A 12,390-nucleotide genomic window follows, 5' to 3' on the forward strand; every position below is an offset into this window, starting at 1 on the left:
CCAAATGTGGGAGCTGGCAAGCCAGTTCCACATTTGTCAGGCGTGAACGCGCACCCAGACGCTCACCAACACGGTCGCGGCCATCAACCACGCCACCGCCGCAACGGCGAGTGAGGCCTCCAGCCGCATGCGGTCGACCATCACGTACAGCGTCGCCAAATACACAAAATACGGAATGATCGACCACATCCCGAACACGATGGTGGTCTTCAAATCCTCCGTGGAACGGCCTTTGCCGACGATGTAATGCGCGATCAGCGCAAAGGTCGGAAACAGCGGCACCAGCCCTGCGATGTAGTAGTTTTTGGTCTTGGCCAACGCGGCCAGGATCAACACCACCGCCGCGCCGATGGCGGCCTTCAGTATTAGATCCATCAGTGGCTCAACCCGTATTTTTTAACTTTGTCGAACAGGGTGGTCTTGGCCATCCCCAGTTCCAGGCTGGCCTGGGTCAGGTTGCCGCCGCTGCGTTGCAACGCGTCGTTGAGCAGGTTGCGTTCGAAAGCCTCTACCGCCTCGGTAAAGGCCAGGCCGTGGTTGCTGCTGCCGTGGCCGCTTTTCTTGAAGACCGGCAGGCCCAGAGCAAAGCGCTCGGCGACGTTGCGCAATTCACGCACGTTGCCTGGCCAATCGTGGCTCATCAGGATTGAGACGGTCTGGTTATCCAGCTCTGGCACGCTGCGGTCAAAGCGCAGGGAGGACTGCTGCAGGAAGTGTTCGAACAATTGCAGGATGTCTTCGCGGCGCTCGCGCAGGGGCGGCAGTTCAAGGGTGACCACGTTGAGCCGGTAGTAAAGGTCGCTACGGAATTGGTTGGCGCGGCTCAATTCGTCGAGGTCGGACTTGGTGGCGGCGATCACCCGGCAATCCACCGCCACGCTCTGGTTTGAACCCAGGCGTTCGAGGGTGCGTTCCTGCAACACCCGCAGCAGTTTGATCTGCAGGTTGATCGGCATGCTTTCCACTTCATCGAGGAACAGCGTGCCTTCGTGGGCGTGCTCGATCTTGCCGATACGGCGCTTGCCCGCGCCGGTAAAGGCGTTGGCCTCGTGGCCGAAGATTTCGCTTTCGAAGAGGTTTTCCGGCAAGCCGCCGCAGTTCAGCGCGACGAATTGGTGGGAGTGACGCCGGCTGAAATCATGCAGGCAGCGTGCGACCAGTTCCTTGCCGGTGCCGGTCTCGCCTTCGATCAGTACGTTGGCCGAGGTGTCGGCGACATTCGCGATCAATTCACGCAGGTTCTGCATGGCCGGCGAGCGGCCGATGATGCGGCCTTCCAGGGAGTCGCGCTCGGCCAATTGGCGGCGCAGCGACCAGACTTCCCGTGCCAGCCCGCGCTGTTCGAGGGCGCGGCGGGCCACGTCCACCAGGCGTTCGGGGGAGAAGGGTTTTTCCATGAAGTCGTAGGCGCCGTTGCGCATGGCGCCGACGGCCATGGAGATATCGCCATGGCCGGTGATCAGCACCACCGGCAGGCTTTTATCCAGGGCCTTGAGGCGGGTCAGCAGCTCCAGGCCGTCAATGCCCGGCAGGCGGATATCGCTGATGACAATGCCGGCAAAGTTCTCGCCAATGCGCTTGAGCGCTTCTTCGGCGCTGCCCACGCCTACGCTGGGAATGTCCTCCAGCGCCAGAGCTTGCTGGCAGCCGAGCAATACATGGGGGTCGTCTTCGACGATCAGCACGGTGAGGTCGTCTTTTGGCGCTGTAGTTTCTGTATTCATGTCGACTCAGCTTTTTGAGCGCCCACCAACGGCAGGCACAAGACAAAGGCAGTACCACCACTGGCCGGGTGTTCCACGGCAAGGTTGCCGCCGGTGGCCGCCGCGAGGCTGGCGGACAGGGTCAGGCCCAACCCCAGGCCTTGTTCGCCGGGTTTGGTGGTGAAGAAGGGTTCGAACAAATGTTTGCGCGCCTCGGGGTCGATGCCGTGGCCGTTGTCGCGCACTTGCAGGCGATATTTGCCTTCGCTGCTGTGGCCGTCCAGCCACAGTTCAGGGGCCGGTTGCGCCTGCATGGCGTCGAGGGCGTTGCCGATCAGGTTGACCAGAATCTGCTCCAGGCGCGTCTGGTCGATCTGCAATTGGGCGCTGGTGAAGTCGCGATGCACGTTCAGCGACAGGCCATCCACGCGCGCGCCGAGCACCTGGAACGCTGCATCCACGGCCTTGCCGAGGTTGGCTTCGCCCTGGTCATCACCGCGCCGGGCGAAGGAGCGCAGGCTGGCGGTGATGCGGCCCATGCGGTCGATCAGTTCGTTGATGGTCTTGAGGTTGGCGCTGGCGGTGTCGAGGGCGCCGCGCTCCAGGAAGCGCACGGTGTTGCCCGACAGGGTGCGCAAGGCCGCCAGCGGCTGATTCAATTCATGCGCGATGCTGGTGGACATCTGGCCGATGGCGGCGAGTTTACCGGCCTGCACCAGTTCATCCTGGGCATGGCGCAGGGTTTCTTCGGCTTGGCGTCGCTCGCGAATCTGGCCCTTGAGCCGTTCATTGCTGGCACGCAGGTCGGCGGTGCGTTCGGCAATCCGTCGTTCCAGCTGGCTGTTGGCTTCCTGCAGGGCTTCCCGCGCGGCGAGGCGGGTAGCAATGACTTTGCGCCGCTCGTTCCAGGCAATCAGCAAAAACGCGACCAGGCCAAACGCGACCGCCACCAGAATGCCTTGGTTGATCGCTGCGCGGCGCAGGTCATTGAGCGGGGTGAGCAGGGTGAAATTCCACGGCGTGTCGCTCAACGGGCGGGTTTGCGCCAGGTAGCTGACTTCGTGTTCGTCGTTGACCACTTCGCTGTTGGCGGGGAAGGTCAGTTTTTCGGTGCCTTCGTTGAGGCGCTCGCGGGCCAGGGGTTCCAGCTCGTTGAGCGTCGCCCAGTAATATTGCAGGCTGTGGGCCAGGCGTTCCTTGGTCTCGTCGCTCAGCGGGCGCACGGCCTTGAGGCGGCGGGCCGGGTCGCTGGACAGAATGATGATGCCGTTCTCGTCGCTCACAAAGGCTTCGAGACGCGCGCGCTGCCAGCGGTCTTCAAGGGCTTCGAGGCGCACTTTGACTACGGCTACGCCGATGATCTTGCCGTGTTCTTCCAGGCCGTGGGCCAGGTAGTAACCGGGTTCGCCGTTGGTACTGCCCACGCCATAGAAGCGCCCGGGCTGGCCACGTACGGCATTTTGGAAGTAGGCGCGGAAGGACAGGTCTTCACCCTGGTAACTGTCGGCATCGCGCCAGTTACTGGTGGCCAGTACGCGGCCTGTGGTGTCCATCACATAGATGGCCCGGCTGCGACTGCGGCGGTTCAGGCCTTCGAGGTAATCATTGACCGGTTGCCGGGTTTCCTGGTTAGGGTCGGCCAGCAGCGTGGACACGCTGGACTCCAATTCCAGAAGGCTGGGCAGGTAGGTGTATTTGCTCAGTTCGCTTTCGACGGTGCGGGCATGCAGCTCCAGCTGGCGTTCGCCATTGTCGCTGAGGGTGCGGATGCCATAGTACTCACTGACCCAGAAGCCGATATAACCCAGGCCGATCATCAGGGCGATGATCAGTGGCGGCAGGAACAGTTGGCGAATCAGGCGTGGTTTCACGGCAAGTGATGGCGGTGCGGCGCGAAATTGGTTGGGGTCGCATTTCATCACAGATGCCTTGGGTCAACCAGAGCTTGCCAGCCTGTGCGGTCCAATGTGGGAGCGGGCTTGCTCGCGAATACGATCTGTCAGTTGATATTTCAGTGACTGACAGACCGCATTCGCGAGCAAGCCCGCTCCCACAATAGATCCGGTTTCCACAGTGGAAGCGCTGTAATGCTTAGTGCTGCAGGATTTTCTCAAGGAAGTGCTGCGCGCGTTCGGAGCGGGCGCTGATGTCGCCGAAGAACTCTTCTTTCGGGCAGTCTTCGATGATCTTGCCGGCGTCCATGAAGATCACGCGGTCGGCCACTTTGCGGGCGAAGCCCATTTCGTGGGTCACGCACATCATGGTCATGCCTTCGTGGGCCAGTTGCACCATCACGTCGAGCACTTCGTTGACCATTTCCGGGTCGAGGGCCGAGGTCGGTTCGTCGAACAGCATGACGATCGGGTCCATGGCCAGGGCGCGGGCGATCGCCACACGTTGTTGCTGGCCGCCGGAAAGCTGGCCCGGGTGCTTGTGGGCGTGTGCCGAGAGGCCCACGCGCTCGAGCAGTTGCAGGCCTTTTTTGGTGGCTTCTTCCTTGCTGCGGCCCAGTACCTTGATCTGCGCGATGGTCAGGTTTTCGGTGATGGTCAGGTGCGGGAACAGTTCGAAGTGCTGGAACACCATGCCCACGCGCGAGCGCAGTTTCGGCAGGTTGGTCTTCGGGTCGGCAATGGAGGTGCCGTCGACCACGATGTCGCCCTTCTGGAACGGCTCCAGTGCGTTGACGCACTTGATCAGGGTGGATTTGCCCGAGCCGGACGGCCCGCACACCACGATCACTTCGCCTTTTTTGACATCAGTGCTGCAATCGGTCAGCACCTGGAAGTCGCCATACCACTTGTTGATGTTCTTGATAGAGATCATACGGCAAACCTTTTTTGCAGACGCTTGACCAGCAGCGAGGCGGAAAAGCTGATGATGAAGTAGACGACACCGGCGAAGATCAGGAACTCATTGGAGCGGCCGATGATGTCGCCGTTGGAGCGGGCGGAGTTGAGGAAATCCACCAGGCCCACGGTGTAGACCAGCGAGGTGTCCTGGAACAGGATGATCGACTGTTGCAGCAGCAACGGGGTCATCTTGCGGAACGCCTGGGGCAGGATGATCAGACGCATGGTCTGGCCATAGGTCATGCCCATCGCTTGGGCTGCGCCCATCTGGCCCTTGGGAATCGACTGCACACCGGCCCGCACGATTTCGCAGAAGTACGCGGCTTCGAACATCATGAAGGCCACGACGCAGGAGGTGAACGCGCCGATCGGGGTGTCTTCGCCGGTGATCCAGCGCAACACGAACGGTACCGCCAGGTAGAACCAGGTGATCACCAGCAGCAGCGGGATCGAGCGGAAGTAGTTCACATAAGCGCCGGCCAGGCGCGACAGCAGTTTGTTGGACGACAGGCGCATCAGCGCCAGGATCGTACCCAACGCGATGCCGCCGACCACGCCCATGACCATCAACTGCAAGGTCATGACCATGCCGTTCCACAGGCCCGGAATAGCGGGGATGATGCCGCTGAAATCAAATTCCATTATTTACCCCCCACGGAGATCAGGCCGGGCACCGCGACTTTCTTCTCGATCACGCGCATCAGCAACATCAGGCTCATGTTCAAGGTGAAGTAGATCAGCGTGGCCAGGGTGAAGGCTTCAAACAGGTTGGCCGAGAACTCGGCGGTCTGCTTGGTTTGCGCCAGCAGTTCCATCAAGCCGATCAAGGACGCCACGGAGGAGTTCTTGAAGACGTTGAGGAATTCCGAGGTAAGCGGCGGAATGATGATCCGGTAGGCTTGTGGCAGCAGCACGTTCCAATAGATCTGCGGCAGCTTGAAGCCCATGGCGCGCGCGGCGGCCTCTTGGCCACGTGGCAGCGCTTGAATACCGGTACGCACTTGCTCACAGACGCGAGCCGCGGTGAACAGGCCCAGGCACACGACAACGCTCAGGTAGGCCGAGGTGGTCGGGTTTAGGTCTTGTTTGTACCAGTCCTGCAGGTTCTGCGGCAGCATGTCGGGTATCAGGAAGTACCAGATAAACAGCTGTACCAGCAGCGGCACGTTACGAAACAGTTCCACGTAGCAGGTCGCGATGCCCGATACGATGCGGTTTGGCACGGTGCGCATGACCCCCAGAATGGAGCCAAGCAACAAGGCGATAATCCATGCCACGACAGCGATGGCAATGGTCCAGCCCAGCCCGGAGATGTACCAGTCGAGATAAGTCTCGCTGCCAACGCCGGTGGACTTGAAGAAAACGCCCCAGTCCCAGTTGTAATTCATTAGGGTCTCCCCTCGAAATCGATCGATGTACAAGCACCCGCTTGGGGAAGATCCTTTCCCGCCTGACGGTGAACGCCAGGCACACGCGATCGGCTCGAAAACCGCCAGGTCGAGTGTTCCACAGTAAAGCCAGCAGGTAGTAACAGAGGCCTGAGGGAGGGTGACTCCCTCAGGACATAAGCTTAGTCAGGTATCAGATTTTTACGTCAGGCGCCGGCTTGTCGCTCGGGTTGGCGATCAGATCTTTAACCTTGTCGCTCATCGGGAAGTTCAGGTTCAGGCCTTTTGGAGGGATCGGGCTCTCGAACCACTTGCTGTAGATCTTGTTGATCTCGCCGGACTTGTACAGGGCGACGATGGCGTCATCGACAGCTTTCTTGAAGGCCGGGTCGTCTTTACGCACCATGCACGCGTAGGCTTCGAAGGACTGCGGAGTACCGGTAATGACCCAGTCGTCCGGCTTCTTGGCCTTGGCTTCTTCACCGGCCAGCAGGGCGTCGTCCATCATGAAGGCTACGGCGCGGCCGCTTTCCAGCATCTGGAAGGATTCGCCGTGGTCTTTGGCGGAGATAACGTTCATGCCCATCTGCTTGTCGGCGTTCATCGCTTTGATGATGCGCTCGGACGTGGTACCGGCGGTGGTCACGACGTTTTTGCCTTTCAGGTCAGCGAAGTCAGCGTAGGACGGCTTGCCATCCTTGTCTTTCTTGACCAGCAGACGGGTGCCGATTTCGAAGATGTTGACGGTGAAATCAACTTGCTGGGCGCGTTCGGCGTTGTTGGTGGTGGAACCGCACTCAAGATCCGCGGTGCCGTTCTGGATCAACGGGATACGGGTTTGCGAGGTCACCAGGTTGTACTTGGCCTTCAAGTCTGGCTTGTTCAGGTCTTTTTTCAATTGTTCGACGACAGCCAGTTGAACGTCGTGGGAGTAGCCCACTGGCTTGCCCGAACCATCCGCGATGTAGGAAAACGGAATGGAGCTGTCGCGGTGCGCGAGGGTGATGGTGCCGGAGTCGTTGATTTTCTTCAGTGTGCCGGTGAGTTCGGCGGCGAAAACTGGAGTGCTGATCAGAGCAGCAGCGATAGCTGCGCCCAGGATATGGGGAACGATGCGCATCAATACTTCCTCGACATTTGTTTTTTTTATGAAGCCGGCTAAACGGCTCTCTTGTACAGCGAATGCCCGTAACGGCTCCTGAGGCGTCTCAGGCAATCGTCAGGGAGTGTAGAGCATGAGTCGTGCCATACCCGGGATAAAAGGTTATCTGGCTGATTTATATGGAGATTAAGTTTGTGTGACAGGAAATTTGTAACTGGCCGATCCGGTTAACCGAATGGTGCAGGGGATGCCGTTCGGAAAACCGAATGGTGCCGCGGGTGCTTGTGGGAGCTGGCTTGCCTGCGATGGCATCGCCACGGTCATTCAGATAAACCGAGGTGCATGCATCGCAGGCAAGCCAGCTCCCACAGGTGAAGCATTATCAGAAGGTGTAGTCAGCCGATACAACGGCGGCACGACCATCACCCGGCACCGCCCAGCCGTTATTACGGATGCGGGTCAGGTAGTCCTTGTCGAACAGGTTGTTGATGTTCAGCTGCAGGTTCAACTGTTTGTTGACCTTGTACCCGAGCATCGCACGCTGCACCGCGTAACCTGGCGCAGTCGGTGCTCCGGCGGCGCTGACCAGGTACTGCCTGGATTGCGCGGTAATGCCATATCCCACCTGGAAATCGTACGGCAGGTCGTACACCGTCCACAGGCTGGCCGCGTGTTTGGGCGTGAACGGCAGGGGTTCGCCTTTTTGCGCGTCAAAACCGGTGTTTGCCAGGGTGGCATCACTGGCGCTGCGCAGTACGCGGGTGTCCAGGTAGGTGTAGTTGGCGAAGACCTTCCAGCGATCGGTAATTGCACCGCTCAGGCCCAGTGCCACGCCGTCGGCGCGCGCCTTGCCGTCGAGCGATTGCGAGCCGCTCAGGTTGGTAGGGTCGGGGTCGGCGACTTTGTAGTTGGTGCGGTCATTGCGGAAGATCGCACCCGTGACCGAGAGGGCGTTGTCGAGGAAGTCCCACTTGGTGCCGATTTCATAGCTGACGGCAGTTTCCGGGGCGACGTTGCAGTTGTTGGTGGCCGAACCTGAGGTTTTGGCCGGTGTGAAACAGCCCCCGTTGACGCTGGATTGCGACGGCGTCTTGCTGTTGCCGTAGGCGATATAGAAGCTGCCGTTTTCCACCGGTTTGTAGACCAGTGCCAGGCGGTAAGACGTCAGGTCATCCGATTGGCCGAAACGGGTGCCAGGGGTTTCTACGCCGGTCGGTGCGTAGGCATTCGTCACCGAACTGCCAGCGTTGTGCTCGTAACGCAGGCCACCGTTGATTTCCCATTGCGGGTTGAGTTTGAGCGTGTCGAAGGCGTACGCCGCGCGGTTGTTCAGCGCACCGTCGACGTGGGCTGCGCGGGTGAAATTGACGGGGCCGGCCCAGTCGGAGTTCGGATCGCTGAAGCTGACCGGCGGCGGAACGATCGTGGTGCCATTGCTGTTGGTCAACCATTTGCCGGTGTCTGCCTGGTATTCCTCGCGGCTGATCGCGATACCGGTCACCAGCGTGTGGTCGATGAAACCGGTGCTGAAGTGGCTGGTCACGTCGGTCTGGTTGGTGATCATTTTGTTCTGGGTGTTGCGCTCGTTACCCAGCGAACCGCCAGAGGGCTGGAAAAAGCCCGGTGCGAGGCCGGCAGGGCAAGGTGCGCCGGTGATCTGGGTGCCGCTGGCCAGGCAGCCAGCCTGTGCGCCTTCGGGGCCGGAAGCGCGCAATTCCTGACGCACCCGCTCGATGCGGCTGAAGTTGCGCACCGACACGGAGTCGTTGAAGTCGTGCTCCAGCTTCAGGCTGAGCGCATCCGAGGTGATCTGCTGGTCGTTGACGTTGTGGTAGCCGTAAAAATCGCTCCAGCCCACGCCCGGCATGGGTTTGCCGTTGTAGATCGGAATACCGTATTGCGGCGTGTTGTCATCCTTTTGGTGTTCGTAGCTGACAGTTACGCGGGTTGGGGTACCCAGGCCAAAGGCGATAGAGGGCGCAATGCCCCAGCGCGAGTAATCTTCGTAATCGCGGCCGGGCACGTCGTTACCGTGGGCCATCAGGTTCAGACGAAACGCTGTGGTGTCGTTGAGCTGGCTGTTGGAGTCGAGGGTGAAGCGCTTGTAACTATCGGTGCCGATACCGGCGCTCACGGTAGTTTTGTCACGCAATTCCGGCTGCTTGGTCACCAGGTTGATGGTGCCGCCGACCGCGCCTGAGCCTGAATACACCGAGCTTGCACCGCTGACGACTTCCACCTGCTCCAGGTTGAAGGGGTCGGTGCGGCTGTACTGCGCGCTGTCGCGTACGCCGTCGACGTAGATGTCACCGCTGGCGGAAAACCCGCGCAAGTTGATGCTGTCGCCGTAACCGCTGCCGCCTTCGCCGGCGCCAAACGTGATGCCCGGCACGGTGCTGAGCACGTCGCGCAGGGTCAGCAGGTTTTGATCATGAATGACTTCCTTTGGGACAACCGTGATTGTCTGCGGCGTGTCGCGCAGGGCCTCGGTGTACTTGGGGGAAGAGGGAGCCACAGGGTTATAGGTGCTTTGGCTGGGGGCCTGGCCCTCAATGCTGGTCGCGCCGAGTTGAATTACGCCTGTGTTGTCGTCCGCTGCAGTCTCCGCTGCATAACTGAAACCTCCCTGCGCAGCCACTGCCAAACCCACCGCCGACGCGAGCAAATGCCGCGATGAAAGGGGGGCAGAACTGATCCCGGTAGCCATTGAATATTCTCGTGTGGGTGAAAGTGAGATGCGATCGTAATTGATAAAGGATCTCAAATGTAATAGTTTGTAACGAAATAATTCATGAAACTTTTGCGGTCTCGAATCGCATGCGGAGCGCGAATGCAGAGTGGGCAGGCAGACAGTGAACCGTCTGAAATCGGCGATAACCCGCGCGCGTATGTGCGCTGGGTCATGCATGCCGCACAGCTCGGTGATGCCGACGCACAGGCGACCCTGGGCCAGTTGCTGCTGGACGGGCATGGCGTGCAAAAGGATGCGCAACTGGCGTTGAGCTGGTTTCGTATCGCCGCTCGGCATCGCCACCCCATGGCAATCAATATGATCGGGCGGTGCCTGGAAAATGGCTGGGGCAGCGAGATCGATCTGACGCAGGCGGCGCACCAGTACCGGCAAGCGGCTGACCTTGGGCTGGATTGGGGCCTCTACAACTACGGGCAACTGCTGACGCGCGGTCGGGGCGTGGAGAAAGATCTGTCAGCGGCTTACGAACTGTTCTGTCAGGCCGCCGCCAAGGGCCATCCCAAGTCGATGAACCTGCTGGGGCGCTTTCACCATGAGGGTGTCGTGGTGCCCAAAGACCTTCAGTTGGCGCGGCAGTGGTATCAGCGCGCAGCCGAAGGCGGGGATTTTCGCGGGCAATACAACCACGCGGCGGAGCTGGCCGACACCGGCGATACGGCGCAAGCCTGCGTCTGGCTTGAGCGGGCGCTGATGACGGCGACACCGGGGTTTCTCCAGGCGGCTTATCCCGTGTTGCTGGGGTCGGCCTCAGACGAGATTCGCGAAATGGGCCTGCGCTACCAACGCCAATCCCTCGCCCCATAAAAAAGCCCCTGAACCTTTCGGTGCAGGGGCTTTGCTTTATGTCGCGCGAGCCTGCGGCTGATCAGGCCGCTTCAATCTTTGCACGTGTTTGCTCAACCTTGGACAGGTAGCGCTGCACGTTGTCCTGTTCCTGCGGTGTGGTGAACAGGCCCAGCTTGGTGCGGCGCCACAGCACGTCCTGAGGTTGGGTCGCCCATTCCTCGGCACACAGATAATTGACTTCGCGGGTGTACAGGCCGCCACCGAGGTGGTCGCCCAGGTCTGCCAGCGATTGCACGCCTTCCAGCAGGCGCCAGGTGCGGCTGCCGTAAGTGGTGGACCATCGACGGGCGATTTCGCTTGGGATCCAGTCGAACTTGGCGCGAATCGCTTCGGCCAGGGCCTCTGGCGTGGTCATGTTCTCGCCGCCAGGCAGGCTGGCACTAGCGGTCCAGCTCGGACGCATCTGCGTGAAGAACGGCGCCAACTGGGCCATCGCCGACTCGGCAAGCTTGCGGTAGGTGGTCAATTTGCCGCCGAACACCGACAGGATCGGTGCTTCGCCTTTAGCCCCAGACAGCGCCAGGGTGTAGTCACGGGTGATCGCCGACGGGTTATCCGACTCGTCGTTGCACAGCGGGCGCACGCCGGAGTAGGTGTGCACGATGTCGTCACGGCTCAGCTGTTTCTTGAAGTGCGCATTGACCACGTTGAGCATGTAGTCGGTTTCACCTTCGGTAATCGCAACCTTAGCCGGGTCACCGGTGTATTCGCGGTCAGTGGTGCCGATGATGGTCAGGTGGTTCAGGTACGGAATGGTGAATACGATGCGCTGGTCTTCGTTCTGCAGGATGTGCGCGTGGGCGCCTTCGTACAGCTTCGGCACGATCAGGTGGCTGCCCTGGATCAGGCGGATGCCGTAAGGCGAATCCAGCTTCAGGTCGTCCTTGATGAACTTGGCAACCCACGGGCCGGCCGCGTTCACCAAAGCACGGGCGCGGATCGAGAACAGGCTGCCGTCGGCGCGTTCCATGTTCATTTCCCACAGGCCATTGCTGCGGCGCGCACTGACGCAACGGGTCTGGGTGTGGATATGCGCGCCTTTTTCACGGGCGGCCATCGCATTGAGTACTACAAGGCGGGCGTCGTCCACCCAGCAGTCGGAGTACTCGAAGCCTTTGGTGATTTCACTTTTCAACGGGCTGTCAGCGCCGAACTTCAGGCTTTTCGAACCTGCCAGTTTCTCGCGCTTGCCGAGGTGGTCGTAGAGGAACAGCCCCGCGCGAATCATCCACGCCGGGCGCAGGTGCGGGCGGTGCGGCAGTACGAAACGCATTTGTTTGACGATGTGCGGGGCCTTGGCCAGCAGCACTTCGCGTTCAGCGAGGGCTTCGCGCACCAGGCGGAATTCGTAATGTTCGAGATAGCGCAGGCCGCCGTGGATCAGCTTGCTGCTGGCCGACGAGGTGTGGCTGGCCAAGTCATCCTTTTCGCAAAGGAATACCGACAACCCGCGACCGGCTGCGTCTGCTGCAATGCCGACGCCATTGATCCCGCCACCGATTACGGCAACGTCATAGACTTCGGCAAGCGGTGGAGCAGGCAAGGTGGAAGGGTTCATCGGCTGGCCTCGCGATCTTTTTCGTCTTGGAATTCGAACATTAATGTTCATTTGCGAAAATGGTAGCTGATAAACGCGCGCACAGCCACCCGACTTCGATTGAAAAAACTCATCGAAGGGCGGGGAAAGGAACAATTGTGAACACCCTGAGACCTGAACTCGCTTCGTGGCGAGCGGGCTTGCCCCGCG

The 12,390-nt window shown here is 60.3% G+C and carries 10 protein-coding genes; 1 reads left to right on the forward strand and 9 read right to left on the reverse strand.

Translation table 11 applies throughout. The annotated features are described in order from the left end of the window. Positions 1-36: 36 nt before the first annotated feature. From BFW87_RS17210 to BFW87_RS17245, 8 genes are all read right to left on the reverse strand, one after another. Positions 37-366 carry a GlpM family protein gene (locus tag BFW87_RS17210; RefSeq protein ID WP_176159771.1) on the reverse strand — a complete coding sequence of 110 codons (330 nt, stop codon included), beginning with the start codon at positions 364-366 and terminating at the stop codon, positions 37-39. Between the two features lie 8 nt (positions 367-374). Then, the gene (locus tag BFW87_RS17215; protein WP_078740955.1) at positions 375-1,724 is read right to left on the reverse strand and encodes a sigma-54-dependent transcriptional regulator; all 1,350 of its coding nucleotides are present in this window, start codon (positions 1,722-1,724) and stop codon (positions 375-377) included. Further along, on the reverse strand, positions 1,721-3,622 hold the full coding sequence (locus BFW87_RS17220) for a sensor histidine kinase (RefSeq protein WP_078740956.1): 1,902 nt from the start codon (positions 3,620-3,622) through the stop codon (positions 1,721-1,723). Before BFW87_RS17220 ends, BFW87_RS17215 begins: the two co-directional genes overlap by 4 nt. A 172-nt stretch (positions 3,623-3,794) precedes the next feature. Then, on the reverse strand, positions 3,795-4,529 hold the full coding sequence (locus BFW87_RS17225) for an amino acid ABC transporter ATP-binding protein (protein ID WP_049709764.1): 735 nt from the start codon (positions 4,527-4,529) through the stop codon (positions 3,795-3,797). Further along, positions 4,526-5,197 carry an amino acid ABC transporter permease gene (locus BFW87_RS17230; protein ID WP_078740957.1) on the reverse strand — a complete coding sequence of 224 codons (672 nt, stop codon included), beginning with the start codon at positions 5,195-5,197 and terminating at the stop codon, positions 4,526-4,528. The genes BFW87_RS17225 and BFW87_RS17230 overlap by 4 nt, the downstream gene beginning before the upstream one ends. After that, on the reverse strand, positions 5,197-5,943 hold the full coding sequence (locus BFW87_RS17235) for an amino acid ABC transporter permease (protein WP_078740958.1): 747 nt from the start codon (positions 5,941-5,943) through the stop codon (positions 5,197-5,199). The genes BFW87_RS17230 and BFW87_RS17235 overlap by 1 nt, the downstream gene beginning before the upstream one ends. A 193-nt stretch (positions 5,944-6,136) precedes the next feature. Then, complete coding sequence (locus tag BFW87_RS17240) at positions 6,137-7,063, reverse strand: glutamate/aspartate ABC transporter substrate-binding protein (RefSeq protein ID WP_078740959.1); 927 nt, start codon at positions 7,061-7,063, stop codon at positions 6,137-6,139. Between the two features lie 364 nt (positions 7,064-7,427). After that, positions 7,428-9,752: a TonB-dependent receptor gene (locus BFW87_RS17245; protein WP_078740960.1), complete on the reverse strand. Its 2,325-nt coding sequence runs from the start codon at positions 9,750-9,752 to the stop codon at positions 7,428-7,430. A 123-nt stretch (positions 9,753-9,875) separates the two neighbouring features. On the opposite strand from BFW87_RS17245, the gene BFW87_RS17250 reads away from it, so the two are divergent. Continuing rightward, the gene (locus BFW87_RS17250) at positions 9,876-10,601 is read left to right on the forward strand and encodes a tetratricopeptide repeat protein (protein ID WP_078740961.1); all 726 of its coding nucleotides are present in this window, start codon (positions 9,876-9,878) and stop codon (positions 10,599-10,601) included. A gap of 61 nt (positions 10,602-10,662) precedes the next feature. Here the strand turns inward: BFW87_RS17250 and glpD are convergent, their stop codons facing one another. Continuing rightward, positions 10,663-12,201: a glycerol-3-phosphate dehydrogenase gene (gene glpD, locus BFW87_RS17255; protein ID WP_078740962.1), complete on the reverse strand. Its 1,539-nt coding sequence runs from the start codon at positions 12,199-12,201 to the stop codon at positions 10,663-10,665. Positions 12,202-12,390: the final 189 nt, after the last annotated feature.

The sequence above is a fragment of the Pseudomonas fluorescens genome, assembly GCF_002022275.1.
Lineage (GTDB): Bacteria > Pseudomonadota > Gammaproteobacteria > Pseudomonadales > Pseudomonadaceae > Aquipseudomonas > Aquipseudomonas fluorescens_AJ.

What these genes read in the sequence shown, in the direction of transcription:
- BFW87_RS17250 (WP_078740961.1), top strand. Translation starts at nt 9,876, where the DNA reads ATGCAGAGTGGGCAGGCAGACAGTGAACCGTCTGAAATCGGCGATAAC.
- BFW87_RS17235 (WP_078740958.1), bottom strand. Translation starts at nt 5,943, where the DNA reads ATGAATTACAACTGGGACTGGGGCGTTTTCTTCAAGTCCACCGGCGTT.
- BFW87_RS17240 (WP_078740959.1), bottom strand. Translation starts at nt 7,063, where the DNA reads ATGCGCATCGTTCCCCATATCCTGGGCGCAGCTATCGCTGCTGCTCTG.
- BFW87_RS17220 (WP_078740956.1), bottom strand. Translation starts at nt 3,622, where the DNA reads ATGAAATGCGACCCCAACCAATTTCGCGCCGCACCGCCATCACTTGCC.
- BFW87_RS17215 (WP_078740955.1), bottom strand. Translation starts at nt 1,724, where the DNA reads ATGAATACAGAAACTACAGCGCCAAAAGACGACCTCACCGTGCTGATC.
- BFW87_RS17245 (WP_078740960.1), bottom strand. Translation starts at nt 9,752, where the DNA reads ATGGCTACCGGGATCAGTTCTGCCCCCCTTTCATCGCGGCATTTGCTC.
- BFW87_RS17230 (WP_078740957.1), bottom strand. Translation starts at nt 5,197, where the DNA reads ATGGAATTTGATTTCAGCGGCATCATCCCCGCTATTCCGGGCCTGTGG.
- glpD (WP_078740962.1), bottom strand. Translation starts at nt 12,201, where the DNA reads ATGAACCCTTCCACCTTGCCTGCTCCACCGCTTGCCGAAGTCTATGAC.
- BFW87_RS17225 (WP_049709764.1), bottom strand. Translation starts at nt 4,529, where the DNA reads ATGATCTCTATCAAGAACATCAACAAGTGGTATGGCGACTTCCAGGTG.